Source organism: Paenibacillus sp. IHBB 3054, from assembly GCF_051594305.1.
GTDB lineage: Bacteria > Bacillota > Bacilli > Paenibacillales > Paenibacillaceae > Paenibacillus_AQ.
The window spans coordinates 243004-261665 of sequence record NZ_JBOFBG010000004.1 but is presented as its reverse complement, the minus strand read 5'-3'; the positions used below and the strand labels follow the sequence as shown (position 1 = coordinate 261665).

Below are 18662 nucleotides of genomic sequence, written 5' to 3'. Positions count from 1 at the left end.
TAAACAAGACCGGGGTCCGGGCCCGTGAGCATAATGTGAATTATTGAGGGGATGGTGATTGTAGTTGTGTCAGCAAGCTGCGGATCGTCTGAATGACGAGATCAGGTTCGTCGTGAATAATCATATGTCCGCTATGGGTTGCGACAGTCTGCTTGCTGTCTGTGGAAAGGTCCAACATTTTGCGCTGACCCTTTTGCCAAATATCTTCCAGTTTTTTACCGGCGGATTCGGAGAAGCCGAAGCCTGCATAATCCTGAGGAATTCCTCGTGACAGGACTCTTACCGGAAGAGAACCGAGGTCTTGACCCCGAATAGCGTCCTCTGTGGTATGTGCCAGATTTCCTTCTTGTTCTTTAGCTTTGAAGTAACTAGGCTTTGAAATGACATTTATGAACTGCCCTCTATCTTCTTTCGCAACCAGGCCATCCAGCAACACATCCTGGAATATACGCATAGCCCCTGATAGTTTCAACACTTGCAAGACTGATGCCGGGGGATTGCCCGCGAATTTTTCCGCAGCCAGAATAGGTTTGGTCTCGCGCTCGTCATCTTCCGGTCTGGCATCAATCAGTACCATACCAGCAACCTCATCCCGGTAAGTATCAGCGAATAACCGGGCATACATCCCACCCAAAGAATGCCCAACTAGCAGGTAAGGTCCGTCGATTCCCTCACGTTCTAATGCCGTATGCAGCTCACGAACGATATTTTCTCCCGTGCGTGCTGTAGGCGCTTTTTCACTCCAAGCATATCCGGCTCGGTCGTAGCTCACAACAGTTGCGAATTCAGACAGCTTCTCAGGAATATCCCTCCAGGACAAACTGGTTTCACCGCTTCCGGATTCAAGAATAATGGTTGGGGAACCCTGCCCCAATTTGTTAATGTGCAGCTTGTATCCGCCTGCATCAACCAGCTTGCCGGGAGGCTGGTATTTCTGTTCTGCATTTCTGGATGCCAGCCATTCATAAGCAAATCCCGACCCGAGCAGTAAAATTATGCAGGTGAGCAGGGTGAGAGTTACTTTTTTCCAGATCTTTTTTTTGGATCGTTTCTTCGGTTGTTGTGGTTGAATAGTCATAAAATAATGCTCCTCTTTCGATGTTTTATTTAATACAAACGTATTATATAAAACATTATAGCACATTGTATTATAAAAAGATAAGCAGGTATAATAGAGATATGCCAAAAAAAGTTGATCATGAGAAACAAAGAAAACGGCTTGCCGACGCCGCTCTGAGAATTATACATAACTCGGGTCTTGAACAAGCCACTGTCCGTAATATCGCAAAGGAATCCGGTTTATCGGTAGGATCGATGCGTCATTATTTCTCTACGCAGGCAGAATTGTTCGCATTTTGCATGAATCTTTTTCTTGCGAGAATTGAACAGCGGGTGGAGGGATTCCAGCCGGAGGGCAACCTACTGCAGGATATGAAACGTCTGCTGCTGCAACTGATTCCGCTGGATGAAGAGAGAATTATGGAAAGCGAGGTTTGGTTTTCTTTTAATGCCAAGGTGTTGATCTACCCGGAGTTATCGAAACTGAACGACCGCATGCAGGAAGAGGTGTACAAGGTTTCGATGTTTGTTATTACAACATTAGTGGAACAGAAGGCGGCGAAGCCGGAGCTCGATATTGATCTGGAAGCGGAGAAATTGTATGCGCTGATTGACGGGTTGGCCATGCATCAGCTGATGCAGCCCGGGCGGTTGTCCGATGAGCGCCTTGAGCAAATGCTTGAGCAGCATTTACTTATACTGTGTGATCTTAAATAGGGGCCAATCCAAAATCGGAGAGGCCCCTTCGAAGATTGATTAATGATTCATCCCGGCCATGCCGCCCATAATTTCCGGGTTGATCATGCCAAAGATCATGGCGATATGCGCCACCACCAGGAAGCCGCTGATCAGCATGAAATGCAGCTTCAGCTTGCTCTCTTCCGGATATTTGCGTCCAATCAGGCCGAGGTCAAGCAAGGCCAGCGGCAGCAGGAAGAACACGCCGCTCAGATAGAAGCCTACCGCTACTACGTCCACCCATGTATGCCACTCGCCATTTACGGTGAGCGGGACAAACGCGGTAGGGAACAAATAGAGAAAAACGCCGGTAAAGTAAAGTCCGGCAAGAATGCTGCAGATCCGGTTAAACGCTCGGAGCGGTCCATCCAGCTTCTTCGTAAACAGGAAGATAAATTCTGTAACGGTGATCGTCTCTGCAAAAATGACCGGAATCGCCATGAAAAGAATTAAGTTCCACGGCTGGTTGTCCGCAAGCAGGGACATGTAATGCGTCATATTCATGTTAAGTCCTCCAGGAAATAAAATCACTTCACCTGTAATGTTAAAAGATAAGTATGTGGAAAGTATGGAGAAACGCAGGTATGATTGAAAAAGCTGCAGCTGATGAGGGGAAAGAGACTGCGGCAATTGAATTTTGGAGGGAGCAAGGCATACGTCATGGGAGAACTGAAGAGTATTTTATTTGATTTGGACGGTACCTTAACCGACCCCAAAGAGGGGATTACCAAAAGCGTGGAGTACGCGCTGAACAAGTTCGAAATAGAGGTAGAGCATCTCGATTTGCTTATTCCTTACATAGGGCCGCCGTTATATGATTCTTTTATCCAGATCCAGGGTTTTACCACGGATAATGCCTTGAAGGCTGTTGAATTTTACCGGGAGCGTTACCGTACATTGGGGATGTTTGAAAACAGTGTGATTTCCGGTATTCCGCAATTGCTGGAAGAGCTCCGGCTGAAAGGATACAAGCTGTATGTAGCCACCTCCAAACCGACAGTATTTGCTGAGGAAATCCTCCGGCATTACGGCTTGGATGGCTATTTTATGCACACTGTTGGCAGCAATTTGGACGGCACACGTTCCAAGAAGCAGGAGGTAATCCGGTATGTGCTGGAGCAGAACGAGATTGCCGCGGAGCAGGCACTGATGATTGGAGACCGGGAGCATGATATTATTGGGGCAAAAGGCTGCGGCGTGGTCTCGCTTGGGGTAACCTTTGGCTATGGTTCGGAGGAGGAGCTTGTGAACGCAGGGGCCGATTATATCGCACATCAAGTAAAAGAGGTTGGTGAGATTATCTCACATCTCAAGCTCAATACAAGGGGCAGCAGACGTTAATCTGTCGCTCAAAGCGTCTTTTACCCGTTTGGTTACCTTACAAGGACAAAAAAACTATTTTTCACCTGTGTATTGACTTTTCCGTGTTTGATTGAGTAATATGTAACCAGCAACACCATAAACACCATAACCAAGGCAATGACCAAAGACATGAGTTCCTTCACGGACTGACCAGAGAGAGAAGTGCAAGGTGAGAGCTTCTTACAGAACCGGCCGGAATTTACCCCTTTGCAGCCGTGGCACTGAACCCCTCCTGCTGTTAGGAAGGCTGTAAATGTCACCGTCTTATCCCCGATATCGGATACCAATAAGGATCTTGCAGCTTTACTTCCGCCGAACAGCAGGGGGTTGCTATCGCGCAGATCAAATTAGGGTGGAACCACGAGCTAAACGCACTCGTCCCTTTCTGGGATGAGATGCGTTTTTTTGCGTTCAAACATACAAAAAAACTTAAAGAAATGGAGGCTGAATCATGGAGATCAAAGCAACACTGCCGGATGGAACAATTAGGAGGTATTCGCGTAACACCACGATTGCGCAAGTCGCAGAATCCATAAGTCCTACACTGAAGAAAAATGCAGTAGCCGGTAAACTTGACGGCAGACTTGTTGACTTTCATCAACCGATTACACAGGACAGCCTCGTTGAAATCGTAGTGCTGGACAGTGAAGATGGCCTGATGATCCACAGACATAGCACAGCGCATCTGTTGGCTCAAGCCATTAAACGTATATACGGTGATAAGAATGTCAAGCTGGGCATCGGCCCGGTCATCGAAGACGGATTCTATTACGATGTGGACATCGAGAAGCCTTTGTCTACAGAAGATCTGGCTGCGATAGAGGCGGAAATGGGCAACATTATCAAAGAGAACCTGCCCATAGTCCGCCGGGAGGTCAGCCGCTGCGAGGCGCTGAAGACTTTTGAGGCGTTTGAAGAGCCGCTGAAGCTGGAACTGATCCGGGATCTGCCGGAGGAGGCAGTAATCAGCATTTATGATCAAGGCGAATTTTCGGATCTGTGCCGGGGGCCGCATCTGGCCTCGACAGGTGGGATCAAAGCCTTCAAGCTGCTGAGTGTAGCAGGTGCATATTGGCGGGGAGATTCCAGTAATAAGATGCTGCAGCGGATTTACGGGACTTCTTTTCCGAAGAAAGCTCAGCTGGAAGAGCATCTGTATATGCTGGAGGAAGCGAAGAAACGCGACCACCGCAAGCTGGGCAAGGAACTGGAGCTGTTTATGTTCTCCGAGGAAGCGCCGGGAATGCCATTTTATCTGCCAAAGGGAATGATCGTCCGTACAGCATTGGAGGAATTCTCCCGGGGGATTCAGCGGGAAAGGGAGTACAGTGAAGTCCGTACACCGCTGATGATGAACAACCGGCTGTGGGAGCAATCCGGACATTATGATCATTACAAAGATGAAATGTACTTCACAGATGTCGATGAGAACAAGTTCGCACTTAAGCCGATGAATTGCCCGGGGCATATGATGATTTATAAAAACAGTCTGCATTCCTACCGGGAGCTGCCAATCCGCATTGCGGAATACGGCCAGGTTCACCGCCATGAATTTTCCGGCGCGCTGAACGGAATGATGAGAGTCCGTACATTTTGTCAGGATGATGCCCACTTGTTCGTTCTGCCAGAGCAAATTGAGGAAGAGATCGGCCGGGTACTCGCCTTGATCGACCATATTTATAAAGTATTCGGCTTTGAGTATAAGGTAGAGCTGTCTACACGGCCGGCAGATTATATGGGGGCGGAGTCACTGTGGGATCAGGCCGAGTTGGCGCTGCAAAAGGTACTGGAGAAACGCGGCATCCCTTATCGGGTGAATGCGGGAGACGGAGCTTTTTACGGGCCGAAGATCGACTTTCATATTCTGGACGCGCTCAAGAGAAGCTGGCAATGCGGAACCATCCAGCTGGATTTCCAGATGCCGGAGAAGTTCGACCTGTCCTATATCGGCGAAGATGGCCAGAAGCACCGGCCTGTCGTTATTCACCGTGCGGTCTACGGCTCCATTGACCGGTTCATGGGTATTCTCATTGAGCATTACAGCGGGGCATTTCCGGTATGGCTGGCCCCTGTGCAGGCCAAACTGCTGCCTGTGTCCGAGCACTTTGCCGATTACGCTTATGAGGTGAAGCAGGCGCTGGAAGCGGCAGGAATCCGGGTCGAGCTTGATCACCGCAAGGAGAAGCTGGGCCTGAAGATCCGCGAAGCTCAGCTGGAAAAGGTGCCGTACATGCTCGTCCTCGGAGAAAATGAGCAGAATTCCGCTACTGTCTCCGTAAGACAACGTGTAGTAGGCGATCTCGGTACTGTAAGTATTCAGGAGATCATTCAGCGTATCGTTAGCGAGATTTCCGCCCGGCAATAGGTGTTTCTACATTATAATGTAACTCCAGTGACTGCTCCGTTTTCATAGACGGGGCAGTCATTTTACGTAAATAGGCAGACAAGGATGTTTCGGGTATTTTATAATGATCTCGGGCTTGATGAATAGACAATACTGGAGGCGTCCTTTGTGATTACAAACAACATCAAACAACTAAACGGCAAGTTTATCAAGCTTATTCCTATGGAAGCCGATCATAGGGCGGATCTGCTCAAGCTCCTGCACAATCCGCAAATCTGGGAATACACCTGGCGAAAAATAACAACAATCCAACAAGTGGAACAACTAATAGAAACTGCGCTGCGCAATAAGGAGAATGGGGCCGACCTTCCTTATGTCATGATTGAACAAGCTTCTGGAAAAGTCGTCGGCACCTCGCGGATTATGCATCTGGACCGGATTCACCGCAATGCGGAGATTGGCTGTACGTGGATTTCACCAGAGTATTGGAGAACGCCAGTCAATACCGAATCCAAGTCACTTTTGCTACATTACTGCTTCGAAGAACTGGGGCTGATCCGGGTCAATTTTACGATAGTCGGATACAATCTGAGATCACAGAAAGCCATCGAACGTATTGGCGCTGTAAAAGAAGGCGTTCTGCGCAAGCACAGAATTACGTCGGAGGGCACCGTTCTTGATAATGTGCTCTACAGCATTATTGACGAGGAGTGGCCTGCGGTCAAAGAGAATCTGCATTACCTGCTGAATGTTAAATATTCGTAGAACTATCCTCAATTCATTGGTATAATAGAAACATATATTCCCCAATAAACGTAAGTTATCAGTGGTACCCAGCCCATATTTCTCCCTTCATGGGGCAGATATGGGTTTATGTTATTTTGTGAGGGCTATGCAAAAATGCTCCTAAACTACGAAGTGATGGCGAGGTTGGCGCAAGGATGAACTGGTCTGATTTTGGTGAACGGAACAAACGCCTTAACCCACTGTGGACGCTGGGGGCGGGCATGAATCTTGGAGAACTGCAGCCTTATAAGGAAATGATTGCGCTCAGTGTGTTGCTGCAGGTCTATTATCTCGAGCTGGAATCCAATGAAAGAAGAGCCAAAGAGGATATTATTGAGCTGGCCTGGAGCTCACTGGAGCGGTTTAATATTGCCAGGATCGGCACCATCGAATCTGTGGAACGGCTGGTAGACGGGCTGTTGTGGAGCGGGGGCGGCGGGGATTTTGAAGCCTTTTATTATGATGATCAGACCCGGCAGATGACTCTGCAAAAGTACAAATACTTTACGGTAGACGAGGATGCGACCCGCACCAGTTGGGAAGAGAGCGGCAAGACAGTGTACCGCCTTTCCGAATATGCGATGGAGCTTATCTTCATGAGCCATGAGATTATAGAAGAGTTTCAGATTAGCATTAAACTGCTGGAGATCCAAATGCATATTAAGCATGGACGCGTCACCCGGGCGATGCAGGATGTGGGTGAACTGATCTCGCGGGTTCGGAAGATGACCCAGCAACAGCAGGAATACCTCAATGCGCTGCGGCGCAACCCGAAGCATATGTTCAGCGAATATGGGGTTATGCGGCATCAGCGGCTGGAGGAAATTCACCAGCAGTTTGATGAAGAACGCAAGCATTTTGATAATATTCACCGTTCCCTGGCCCGGTTGGCGAATGACGAGAAGGATGTTATCGACTTTAACGAGCTTCGCCTGTTATCCGAACGGGTGGAGCTGTCAAGAAAAGTGCATGACGAGCTCGCGGAGGTTGTGCTTAGCATTTTTGAAGCCGAAACCAATTTAAGACTGAACTTTCCGGAGCTGTTCTGGGGAGCTGCCGGTTTTAATTTTCGCACGAATGTATGGGAGGAATGGGTGAAAACTGAAGGCCTGCCGAGCGGGGACAGTCTGGAAACCTTGATAAGCGGACTGTTCACACCGAGCCAGGACTTTATCTACCCCCTCGCCTGGGCATGGGAAGAACAGGATGTCGGTTTTCTGCCGGAAGAATATCTGGATGAGCCCGATGAAGAAGGGGAGGAGCAACTTGCAACTTATACGCCTAAGTCTATACCTTGGACTGAGGTTGCGGAGCTGTGGAAACCGATTTTTACCGAGCTTGCCGGCAAAGGACGTTTTACGTTTAAAGCGGATGCTTTCTCTCCGGAGGAACAGTCCCGATGGGCGCGGCTCCCGGATGCCATTGACCTGTGGGTACAATTCTTTCATACCGAGGTCATCGTACAGGAGCGAAACGAAGACAACCCTGGCGGAAGTGACGAGTGCCAGAAGCTGATTCAGCGGCTGCTTACGGATTGTCCCGAGCTGGAGATGCTGCGGGGTAAAGTGCTGCGGACAACCATACTTGAACCGGATCAGGGGACAAGCGTGAGTTGGCCCGGTCTGGAAATGAGCCCTTATACCATTACTATAGTAGAGAGGTGAGAGAATACAGCATGAGCTATTCATTGGAACAATTGCAGCAGGCTTCGCGGCTGTTTTTTGATCTGCTTCGGCGGAAAGTCATATCCCTGGATGATCCAGCCGCAGTGGAATGCCTGCAGGATACAGGGGCCTATGACGCCTTGCAGTATATGGCCAAAGAGGGAGGCTGCCGGATTATGAATTCCGGGCACCGCCTTCACCTGCTGGTCAATCCGCTGGGATCGGGGTTCGCGTCCAACTTCACACAGCTGCGGAATAAATACTCACGGATTGAACGTAAAACCCATTTACATATTATCAACGTCATTATCCTGGTTTTTCTGGCGGAAATGGATCAGGATGAGCAGCACTTTAAGCCCGGTCAGGACAGCATGTCCTATATCCAAATCTCCGATCAGGTGTCCTCGCTTCTACAAGCATGGATCGAGCTGGATGAGGAAGGCAGCTTCAGCAAGCAGTGGCGTCTGGATATTCAGGCAATGCATAAAGTATGGGCAAGCCTTTATATGCAGACCAAAAGCCAGGAGGAAGGCGATTCCCTGTCGAGAGGCTCCGGTTCACGGATTGGACTGATTCATGAAGGGATGAAGCTGCTGGAGGAGGAACATCTGGTGTTTATTTCCGAGAACGAGAAGCGGATTTTCCCCCGGGAAGAGTTATATGAAAGAATGCGGTATCTGTACCACGATGTAGACCGTTACAAGGAATTGAAAGCTCTGATCGGCCGGACCTTGACGGAGAAGGAGGGGGAAGGCTATGCCGCGCATTGAACGAATCCGTATTGCCGGACTGAAATACGAGAAGATGCTTAAGAAGTATGATGATATGATTCTTGATCTTTGCAATGAGGAAGGCCCGGCCAATACCCTGATTACCCTGATGAACGGCGGCGGGAAAGGGGTGCTGCTGCAGTCCATCTTCCAACTGCTCCTGCCTAAGGCGGCTTGGGGGAAAGACAACGAGAACCAGGTCGAGGCTTTTTTCCATAATCATAAAAAACAGCTCAAGCCCTATACCTTTCACGTAGCGATTGAGTGGCGGCTGGACAACAGTGAGCGTAACGAATACATGACGACCGGCATTGCCATGACTGCCCACAGCTCGATAGATCAGCTGGAGATTAAGGTTGACTATCTGCTCTACGCGCTGATGGATTATGAGGAACAGGCTGAGCTGACCCTTTCAACGCTGCCGCTGTATGATCATGCGGAAGGCGGTCCTGTAAGTTTTGAGACGATTCAACAATTTGTACGGGAACGGCGGAATGAAATTGTTGCCTTCGGCAGCCACAGCTCCGATCTTAAGAAGTACTACAGCTTCCTTGCTGAACGGGATATTCATATTGGTGAATGGCGTAACATGAAACGGATCAATGGTGAAGAGGGCGGGATCAAGGGCTATTTTCAAAAAAATGAGGCCTTTACCAACCACAATCTGTTCGAAAAGCTGATTATTCCGGAGATTGGCTCCAGTCTGAACGAGGGTGTCAAAGAAGAGGATGGCTCGCTTCAGCGGATGTTTATCGATACCGCAACCATTGCCCAGAGACTTCCGATGCTGGAGCAGAGGGAAAAGGCTTTTGCCGAATTCACTACGCTGGCCGCACCGCTGTATGAGCTGGTCGAACAGGGAACGGAAGCCGAGCGGAGCTTCAGAGAGACTGAACTGCTGGGTCGGCAGATGTCCACGGTCATTCACGAGGAGCTTAAGAACGCAGAGGCGGAACGCAGCAAAACTGCTGATGCATTGGTTCAGCATCACCAGGAGGCGCGCCAGCTGCGTTTTGAGGGCGATAATCTGAAATATCTGCGCAGCAAAGAGGAACAGGATCTTAAGCAGGATGAATTCACCAGGATTTCAGACAACCAGACACGGGCCAAGTTGCGGCTGGATGAGTCGAAGCTGAAAGAGAAAAAGCTTGAGGTAGCTTATTATCTGGCCAAACGCAGCGCGCAGCTCCGCCAGATCGAGCAATGGCAGAAGGAAATTGAAGCTATCGAAGGCTCGCTGGAAATGAAGGAACGCCAAGAGGTTATTCAGGGAGCGAAGGAAGAGTTGCGGCTGCAGTGGGACAAAGTCTTTCAGCTCTGGCAGGGACAGCTCTCGTCGTTCGTAACCCGCCAGCATTCTCTGACTGCTGAAGAAAATGGCTTACGCAAAGAAAGGGAAAGCTTGCTGCTGGAACTGGGCGGTCTGGATAACCGGATCAATGAACTTACAGGGGCTATCCGCCAATACACCGAGGAATTGGGCGTTTTTGCCTCACGCCATGGGCATGAAGCAGCCGGGGCGCCAGGAGCGGCACTGCAGCGCACGTTAATAGCAGCTAAGAGTATCGCAGACCAAATCAGCGGCTTAAACGAGCAGCGCAAAACTGCTGAAGAGCGTAAGCTCAGTCTGCACCAAACGCAGACCGAGCTGAAGGTGAAACTGAATGCCGGGCAGAGCCAAAGCGATGAGCTTCAGAATCTGCTGGAATCACAGATGAACAGGGAGTCACAGCTCTGGTCACAGCTGGTCGTGCTGCTGGAAATGTATGAAGAGCATCACCAACTGGGGGTTACGGCGCTATTTGAAGCAAAACCGGCCATTCAGGAGCGGTTTATCCGCAGGCTGGATGAAGCTGAGCAGCAGACGAAACGGCTGAGAAGAGATTATTACAACCAGCTGATCGATGTAGAGCTGCAGCAGGAATCCTTCTGGCTGCCGAATGCGGATATCCTGAGAGTGAAGGACGCACTGGATTCGTTCAAAATCAGTTCCATGATCGGCAGCTCCTACCTGAATGACCTGCCTTACCTGAGCCGTGAAGAGGAAATGGAACGGCATCCGCTTCTTCCTTACGGAATTATTGTGACGCAGCGCGAAGCTGCCAAGCTCCAGCCGGATACGCTGAAAGAAGTCCTGCTCAAGTCAGCGGTGCCGGTTTTCATCCGGGAAGAGATGGCGGAAGCCGCATCCGGTCCTTTCCTGCTGCTAGCCAATCAAGGTCCGCAGATGGTTCTGCAGCCGGATCATTTCCAGGAATGGAAACGCGGAATATCCTCCAGTCTTAAGCAACAGGAGGAAGAGCTTAAGGATGCGGAAGCCTATCTGTCGAAGCTCAAATCGGCGCGGCAGGAATTCGAGCGCTTGTTCCAGAGTGAACATACCTTGGCCCAGAAAGCCAAACTGAATACACTTGAATTGCTGCAGAATGAGCTAAATCTAAAGCTCGGGGATTTGAACACGGAAATCAGCAGGAATGAAGACAGCCTTGCGGTTATTCAGAGAGAGCTGGCACAATCTGAAGCCGATCGGACCGAGCATGAAGAAAGAGCACAGGCGCTGCGCCAGTGGGATGAACGGACAAAGAAGCAGGAACAGGATTATAAGAATAAGCAAAAAGCGGTAGAACGCAAAAAAGAATTGAGCAAAGAAATCGCCAGCAAGGATCAGGGGCTGGTTCAGGTAAAGGCCGAGCTGGGCAGTACCGCGCAGCAGCGGGAGAAGTGGATTGGAGATACCCGCTATTCACTTTTTCCAAGGCTGCAGAACTGGTTTCCCGAAATTGGATTCCCCGGCGAATATCCGGCTGCTCCTGCTCTGGAAGAAGAGCCCGTACTTGATCCTGCTGTGCAAGATACGCTGATGCAGCTGCTCAGCACGGTGGAAAGCCTCCAACAGTCCTTAACGCAGAATGAACTGGAGATCCGTACGAGAGCAGGGAATATCAAACGGGCCGGTGAACAGCTGGCGGAGATCGAAGCTGCGGTGGTCCAGGTGGATCAGGATTGGCGGAATGCCCCTCTTCCAACGGATACAGCCGAGGTGATTTTGACGGCCAGAGGGAGACAGAAGAACGAGACGGTATATTTGGATGAGGACTACCAGCTTGTCCACGATTCGTTTATCCGCGCCCAGACCATTCTTGAGAATCTGCAGAAGGATCTCCGGAAATCCGAAAAAGCGATTAAGGAAAAACATGAACGTGCTGTAGAAATATGGCGTGATCCGCTGGATCAGAAGGAAGAAGAGATCAGCAGGCGTTTCCGGGAGAATGAACAGCTGCTTAACAGCTGCAAACAAGCCTTGAGTGTTATGGATCAATGGATTCAAACATTAGTAAGCCAAAGCAAAATCATGGATACCCATGTTGAGGGACGGGTCCAACTGCGGGATGTTCCTGAAGAGCTGCAGCAGCGGGTAAAAGATAATTGTGAGCCGCTGGTAGCTGACTGGCTGCTGCGCAGCAAGGAAAGCCGCAGCGAGCGGTCAGAAATCTCCCGTAAAGTGAAGGAAGAAAAGACGTCTTTAAGCAGCAAATTGGCGAAAAGCGGCTGGAATGCCGAGCTTGAGACCAAGATCCAGGAGCGGCTGAACACTGTACATTGGGATGACTTCTCGATAGCCCGGCAGGTGCTTGATTCCATGCTCCAAAGCTCGCGCGATCAGATTGAGAGCATCCGCAGCGACAAGGAAGGGATGGAGCTGTCCCGCAAGCTGTGGGTTGGCCGCGCCGCCAAACGTGTCGTGCAGATAGTCGACATCCTGAAACGTATGGAACGCCGGATGATCATTCTTAATGAGAATGGACATGCTTTTCCATTGGTCCGCCTGAATTACAAGAACATTACGGTGCCGAAGACTAGTGATGATATCGAGCCGCTGGTCAGTGATTATTTCAATCGCTGCATTAGCGGGCTGTTGGAGAAATATGCCAAGATTGAGCAGGTGCCGGCAGCCGCTATCAAAGAGATGATCAATGACGGAAAGATCGTATACGCCGCGATGCAGAACCGTTTTCCGGTGCTTCAGGTCTACAAGCCGGTGACTGAGAACTATTTCCTGTATGCGGCTCCCGAAGAGTACCATTATTCCGACTGGGAAGTTATTAACCGCGGAGCACTGGATGAGGCTGTCGGCAGCGGCGGGCAACGCCAGTCTGTGCAGCTGCTGGTTGCTATGATGATCATGACCCATAAGCGGGTCAACCGCGAGAACAAGGGCTGGACGGTTTTCCTGTACGATAATCCATTTGGTGAGATGGTTTCGAACAACGTACTTGATCCGGTATTTGAAATATCCAAAGCACTCAAATTCCAGTGGCTGATCGTTACGCCGCCCGAGCTGGTTAAGAATGATGTCAGCATCCGTTTCGGCGTGTACTGGCAGCTGTATTTTGGGGGAGATAAAGGAGAAATGCTGGAATCCACGCTCATTAAAGGTGGCCGAAAGCTGATCCCTGCCTCTTTGTTCTGACCATATCATTAATCAGTCGCGCTATTTATCGGCAACTATAGAAATAAAGTAAGAGACCCGGCATCACGCTGAGTCTCTTTTTGTTCTATCAGGCTATGTTTTGAATATACTATTTTCGTATGGAAGGAGAGATGAAGATCATGGAAATTCGGATGAGACAAAAGACGTTTATCATAGCTTTAATTGTACTGCTGCTGAGTATGCTGCTGCCCGCTTTTAGCTTGGCCCAAACTGCCGTGCCTGAGCACACGGACTCTTTTTACGTAAATGATTTCGCCAATGTGATTGATGAGAAAACCGAAAATTACATCGTCAACTATGGAATTCGTTTGCATCAGCAGAGCGGTTCACAGGTTGTGCTGGTGACAGTGGACTCTACAAATGGAGCTGCGATGGAGGAGTATGCAACCTCGCTGTTCAACGCCTGGGAAGTAGGCTCAGCTGACAACAACAAGGGTGTGCTGCTGCTCTTCTCGATCAAAGATAACGAGTACTGGGCGGTTAGGGGCAGAGGCCTGGAGGACGAGCTTAATGACGCTGTTTTATCGCAAATTCTTTCCCAGTCGCTTGAGCCGGACTTTGTCAAGAAGGAGTATAGCTTCGGGGCACGTAAAACTTACGGGTCACTGATCCAAAAGCTGGGCGGAGTCTGGAAGGAGCAGGTCGGTTCCAAAACCTACGTGTCCGATAATGCCGGAGTTCTCAAACAGGTCAGCAAGCTTTATCTCAACCAATCCAGCAACCGTTTCAAGACAACGACCGAAAGCGGCATTTATGTGGTTACGGTTAAAAATTCCGCAGACAAAAACCTGCAGGAAAGTACGTATTCGAAATTCGCCTCCATTGGGGCGGGTTCCAAGGATGTAATGCTGGTGCTGGACATCGGCGAGGACAATTACCATATACTGCAAGGCAAGGATATCGACGGAATGCTGACCAATGAGGCGATGCAAGAAATTCTGGATACGGTGCTTGAACCGGAATTTGCCCGAAAAAATTACGCAGGTGGTGCGGTAGCAACAGTCAATGCTTTGCACAAATTCTTGTTGGCAAGAGCAGATATTCCCCAGAGTTCCACAGTGGCAAGTTCAGAGACTATTGCCGTTTCCAGTACGGCTGCATTACCGGCTGACAAAGCAACGGTAGTGGAAAACCAGCCTGTTTCTATATCCAAAGGTATAATAGTCAGCGGTCGGTTTCTTGTGTTTATCCTGTTATTTAGCCTTGCGATAGTATGGCGGAACAGAAAAATCGCACTATACGGTTATGGCAGCCGCTGGTATAACCGCAGTCATCGTCCGCGTCGTAGAACAACAAATCAGTTGCAGAGCAGCTTGTGGCAACCGGGCAATTTAAGTTCAGCGTTGACGAATCACGGAGACGGCGGTTCAAGCAGCGGCAGCCGCAAGGAAAGACACGGATGAAATGATGGCGGAAAAAGCAATATCCAATGCCCGAGTGACCCTACAAGGTCAACGGGCATTATTTTTTATGTGAAGTTTAATATTACTTTGTTAGTCTAACTCTTTGATCATCTTGAAATTATGCAGGATAACACCTTTTCGCTCCACCGCCTGCATCTGAACGGACCTATAGCCGTGATGTTCAAAAAATGGCTTTGCCGTGATGCTTGCATCGACAGTTACTTGGACCAGTCCCAAGCTTCTGGCCTCGGCTTCAAGTACATTTAACAATCCCGAAGCAATGCCTTGTCCCTGAAAGTCTTTATGCGTAAATAGTCTGTCCAGATATCCCTCAGGTGACATATCCGCAAAACCGATGATGTTGTCATTGAACTGGACTATATAAGAAATGTGGCTGCTTAACGATTCTTTCCAGGCATTCTGCCGGGTTTCCCGGTCATTGTTATCTGCCCAGGCGTCAAGTTGCTGCTCAGAATAATCTTTTTTATTTACGGAATGAACCGTCTCATAGAACAAGGTAACAATTTGTTCGATATCCGAAAGCCGAAACTTTCTAATCTCAAAATTTTTAAAATTCATTGGCAATCCCCCTCCAAACGACATTTAACCTCATTATAGTACACGGGTCTCCTAACCTTCGGCAGCAGAATTGAAAAAAATGAAACTTTTAATCTTTCATTATCGTCTATGATGAAAGTATATGTTTTCATGCTTATTACCATTAATAGAAGTATTAGGGAGGCTTTACGAAGTGAGCTCATCATTACCTCAGAGCAATGCTGTAAGCAAGAAGAAGAAAAAACCGGTCCGCAAGCGCAAGAAAAAAAGCTTTTTACGCACACTCTCCAGACTTTTTTTAATCTTGATCCTATTACTAATCGCCGGCGGGAGCTGGCTATATTTTGCGCCTTCCGCGCATAATCTTCGCTACTTGATCGCAGATACGCTGATTACCACTCAGCACCGCTATATGGCGAAATATATCATTGGTGAAGATGAACTGAAAGACCGGGTTAAGGAGTACAATGAACGCTTTGTGCATATGGGAGATGAGAAGGACACCCATACCATTGTACAGCCGCCGGTGGAGGTAGAGAAACCTCTGGTCGAGATTGAGGAAGTGTCCGGCACGGGTTATTCAGGTTATGTCATGACCGTTAATGATCCGACCAAGGTACGGCTGGGTGTTCCCGGCAAAATTGGATCGGGCGAGAAAGTGTCCAGCATGGTGTCACGAACCGGCGCGATTGCCGGTGTGAACGGTGGCGGCTTCGCCGACCCGAACTGGAAAGGCAACGGATTTAAGCCGATAGGTCTCGTGATATCGCAAGGAAAATTATTTTACAATGGCTTGGGCGGAAAAAAATCAACACAAATCGTCGGCCTCGATAAGCAAGGCAAAATGATCGCCGGCAATTATTCGCTGAATGAGCTCAGTGATCTTGGTGTACAGGAGGCAGTGTCCTTTCAACCGAGATTGATCGTCAACGGCAAGGGCCTCATTAAGAATGCGGCCGAAGGCTGGGGGATTGCTCCAAGAACGGCGATGGGTCAACGTGATGACGGTGCCCTTCTATTTGTGGTGATCGACGGACGACAGCCCGGATACAGCATCGGCGCCAATCTATATGATGTGCAGCAAATCATGCTGAAGCACGGAGCGGTGATCGCTGCCAATCTGGACGGAGGTTCATCCACCGTACTTGTTAAGGACAACGAGATCGTTAACAAACCTTCTTCGCAATACGGAGAACGTTATTTGCCTACGGCTTTTCTGGTGTTTGAGCACCCGGAGCAGGCGGATATTACGAACATCTGGGAAGGCCTGGACCCTGCGAAGATCGATGCTGGAAAGAAGCGGACACATTAAACTGCCGGTATCCTAGACAGAACAGACGTGGAACGTCAGAAGGTTCTATGCTACGATATCTTCTGTGATGCTGAATTATCGCTTAAGGACCGGAGGGGGAACAGGGTTGACATTGCAGCAGCTCCGCTACGCAATTGAAATTGCCAACAGCGGCTCGATGAATGAAGCGGCCAAAAGGCTTTTTGTGTCGCAGCCCAGTCTCTCCAACGCCATTAAGGAACTGGAGAGCGAACTGGGAATTACTATATTTGAACGAAACAACAGAGGGATCAGCATCTCTGCTGAAGGGATGGAATTTCTGGGCTATGCCCGGCAGATCATTGAACAAACCGAGTTTATGGAGAACCGGTATACCGGCAAGAAACGCAGCCCGATTTATTTTTCCGTATCGACCCAGCATTATGCTTTTGTCGTTGATGCGTTTGTCAGGTTGATGAACGAGCGCAATGTGGCGGAATATAATTTCAGCCTGAGAGAAACGCAGACTTATGAAATTATTGAAGATGTCCGCACATTGCGCAGCGATCTCGGTATTCTGTATATCAACGAGAGCAACTATAAAGTGATGAACAAGCTGTTCAGCGACGGGAACCTGAAATTCACCCCGCTGTTCAATACGAACCCGCATGTTTATGTCAGAACGGGCCACGCACTGGCCGCCAAGGAACGGGTTACACAGGACGACATTCTTCCGTTCCCCTATATTACCTTTGAGCAAGGGGATAACAATTCGCTGCATTTTTCCGAAGAGATGCTGAGCTTCACGCAGATTCAGAAAAATGTTAAAGTGACAGACCGGGCCACGCTGACCCATTTGTTGCTGGGGAGTGATTCCTATACGATAGGCACGGGCATTATGGCCTCTGAGCTGAACGGCGAAGGGCTCGTAACGGTTCCTTTTGACAGCAATGAAGTGTTCACGGTTGGCTGGATTGCCCACAAGGACCGCAAGCCAAGCGAAATCATGTCCGGGTTCATTGAAATTCTGAATGATCTGGTGTCTGAACAATATTTCGACTTCAATCAATCCTTACTATAACAGCAGGAGGGACGTATGATCAGTTCAGTTATCGGCTCCAAAAGAAATGCTCCTCCCTTTCGTTACGACATCGTCGGCAGCTTCCTGCGTACAGATGAGATTAAGACCGGCCGCAATCTGTTTGAACAGGGTGAAATCACGGCAGAGCAGCTTTATGAGATAGAGAATCAAGAGATTTCCAAGCTGCTGGAACAGGAAAAGGCGCTGGGACTTAAGGCGGTCACAGATGGTGAGTTCCGGCGTTCCTGGTGGCATCTTGATTTCTTCTTCGGAATCCAAGGCACACAGAAAATCAGCCTGAACCAAGGCGGCGGCTCGAAAGAAACTGCCCAGCGGGCGGAGAGCTTCAAGATTGTCGGTAAAATCGCCTTTACGGATCATCCCATGATCGGACAATTTATCAAGACGCAGCAGTTAGCCGGAGATGCGCCGGTAAAAATGACGATTCCTTCTCCTGCCTTGTTTCATTTCGTGCAGGATTATAACGGGAATGAAATTTATCCGGAGCGTGAAATGCTGTACGCAGATATTATTGCAGTGTACCGGGCAGCGATTCAGGCTTTCTATGATGCGGGCTGCCGCTATCTGCAGCTGGACGATACGACTTGGGGAACGCTCTGCAGCGGCAAACACCGGGCGCATCTGCGCAGCCGGGGAATTGATCCGGACCAGCTGGCGCAGGACTATGTGCGGCTGATTAACGAGAGCATCTCTCTACGTCCGGCGGATATGACGATTGCCCTGCATGTATGCCGGGGGAATTTCCGCTCCACCTGGTTCGCCGCTGGGGGATATGAGCCGATTGCCGAAGTGCTGTTTGCTCAGGCGGAGGTCGATGCCTTTTTCCTTGAATACGATAATGAACGGTCCGGTGATTTCGCGCCGCTGCGGTTTATCCGTGATCAATTTGTAGTACTGGGGCTGGTGACTACCAAACATGGAGGCCTTGAGAGTAAAGAGCAGCTTAAGCTCCGAATTGAAGAAGCCGCCCAATATGTTAATATTGAGCAGCTGTGTCTGAGTCCGCAATGCGGATTTGCTTCCACGGAGGAAGGCAATATGCTGACCGAGGAAGAGCAGTGGGATAAGCTGCGCCTGGTTATTGAAACCGCTAATGAAGTCTGGATCTGAATAG

At 49.4% G+C, this 18662-nt stretch carries 14 protein-coding genes; 11 read left to right on the top strand and 3 right to left on the bottom strand.

Annotated elements, in window-relative coordinates; translation table 11 throughout:
• Nucleotides 1–40: 40 nt before the first annotated feature.
• On the bottom strand, nucleotides 41–1078 hold the full coding sequence (locus tag ACQ76X_RS07920) for an alpha/beta fold hydrolase (protein ID WP_438492811.1): 1038 nt from the start codon (nucleotides 1076–1078) through the stop codon (nucleotides 41–43).
• Between the two features lie 101 nt (nucleotides 1079–1179).
• Between ACQ76X_RS07920 and ACQ76X_RS07915 the strand changes: the two genes are divergently transcribed.
• Entirely contained in the window at nucleotides 1180–1776 is a 597-nt protein-coding gene (locus ACQ76X_RS07915; protein ID WP_076109325.1) for a TetR/AcrR family transcriptional regulator, read from the top strand.
• 39 nt (nucleotides 1777–1815) lie between these two features.
• Here ACQ76X_RS07915 and ACQ76X_RS07910 read toward each other — a convergent pair whose 3' ends face one another.
• Entirely contained in the window at nucleotides 1816–2301 is a 486-nt protein-coding gene (locus ACQ76X_RS07910) for a DUF6803 family protein (RefSeq protein ID WP_438492809.1), read from the bottom strand.
• 156 nt (nucleotides 2302–2457) lie between these two features.
• Here ACQ76X_RS07910 and ACQ76X_RS07905 point away from each other — a divergent pair, with 156 nt between their 5' ends.
• The 7 genes from ACQ76X_RS07905 to ACQ76X_RS07875 all read left to right on the top strand — a co-directional run bounded on the left by ACQ76X_RS07905 (nucleotide 2458) and on the right by ACQ76X_RS07875 (nucleotide 14618).
• Entirely contained in the window at nucleotides 2458–3138 is a 681-nt protein-coding gene (locus ACQ76X_RS07905; RefSeq protein WP_438492807.1) for an HAD family hydrolase, read from the top strand.
• A 472-nt stretch (nucleotides 3139–3610) separates the two neighbouring features.
• Nucleotides 3611–5524 carry a threonine--tRNA ligase gene (thrS, locus tag ACQ76X_RS07900; RefSeq protein ID WP_438492805.1) on the top strand — a complete coding sequence of 638 codons (1914 nt, stop codon included), beginning with the start codon at nucleotides 3611–3613 and terminating at the stop codon, nucleotides 5522–5524.
• A gap of 147 nt (nucleotides 5525–5671) precedes the next feature.
• A complete protein-coding gene (locus ACQ76X_RS07895; protein WP_438492804.1) occupies nucleotides 5672–6268 on the top strand; it encodes a GNAT family N-acetyltransferase in 597 nt (198 codons plus the stop codon).
• Between the two features lie 176 nt (nucleotides 6269–6444).
• Entirely contained in the window at nucleotides 6445–7953 is a 1509-nt protein-coding gene (locus ACQ76X_RS07890) for a hypothetical protein (RefSeq protein ID WP_438492802.1), read from the top strand.
• Nucleotides 7954–7964: 11 nt separating this feature from the next.
• Nucleotides 7965–8723 carry a DUF6063 family protein gene (locus ACQ76X_RS07885; RefSeq protein ID WP_038591513.1) on the top strand — a complete coding sequence of 253 codons (759 nt, stop codon included), beginning with the start codon at nucleotides 7965–7967 and terminating at the stop codon, nucleotides 8721–8723.
• The gene (locus ACQ76X_RS07880; protein WP_438492800.1) at nucleotides 8710–13194 is read left to right on the top strand and encodes a hypothetical protein; all 4485 of its coding nucleotides are present in this window, start codon (nucleotides 8710–8712) and stop codon (nucleotides 13192–13194) included. Before ACQ76X_RS07885 ends, ACQ76X_RS07880 begins: the two co-directional genes overlap by 14 nt.
• Before the next feature lie 140 nt (nucleotides 13195–13334).
• On the top strand, nucleotides 13335–14618 hold the full coding sequence (locus ACQ76X_RS07875; protein WP_438492798.1) for a TPM domain-containing protein: 1284 nt from the start codon (nucleotides 13335–13337) through the stop codon (nucleotides 14616–14618).
• Between the two features lie 90 nt (nucleotides 14619–14708).
• Here the strand turns inward: ACQ76X_RS07875 and ACQ76X_RS07870 are convergent, their stop codons facing one another.
• Nucleotides 14709–15197: a GNAT family N-acetyltransferase gene (locus tag ACQ76X_RS07870; protein ID WP_438492796.1), complete on the bottom strand. Its 489-nt coding sequence runs from the start codon at nucleotides 15195–15197 to the stop codon at nucleotides 14709–14711.
• A 172-nt stretch (nucleotides 15198–15369) separates the two neighbouring features.
• On the opposite strand from ACQ76X_RS07870, the gene ACQ76X_RS07865 reads away from it, so the two are divergent.
• The 3 genes from ACQ76X_RS07865 to ACQ76X_RS07855 all read left to right on the top strand — a co-directional run bounded on the left by ACQ76X_RS07865 (nucleotide 15370) and on the right by ACQ76X_RS07855 (nucleotide 18658).
• Nucleotides 15370–16488 (top strand): phosphodiester glycosidase family protein, encoded by a 1119-nt coding sequence (locus tag ACQ76X_RS07865; RefSeq protein WP_438492795.1) that lies wholly within the window; start codon nucleotides 15370–15372, stop codon nucleotides 16486–16488.
• Nucleotides 16489–16594: 106 nt separating this feature from the next.
• Nucleotides 16595–17527 (top strand): LysR family transcriptional regulator, encoded by a 933-nt coding sequence (locus ACQ76X_RS07860; RefSeq protein ID WP_438492792.1) that lies wholly within the window; start codon nucleotides 16595–16597, stop codon nucleotides 17525–17527.
• A 15-nt stretch (nucleotides 17528–17542) separates the two neighbouring features.
• The gene (locus tag ACQ76X_RS07855; protein WP_438492790.1) at nucleotides 17543–18658 is read left to right on the top strand and encodes a 5-methyltetrahydropteroyltriglutamate--homocysteine S-methyltransferase; all 1116 of its coding nucleotides are present in this window, start codon (nucleotides 17543–17545) and stop codon (nucleotides 18656–18658) included.
• The last annotated feature ends 4 nt before the right edge of the window (nucleotides 18659–18662 follow it).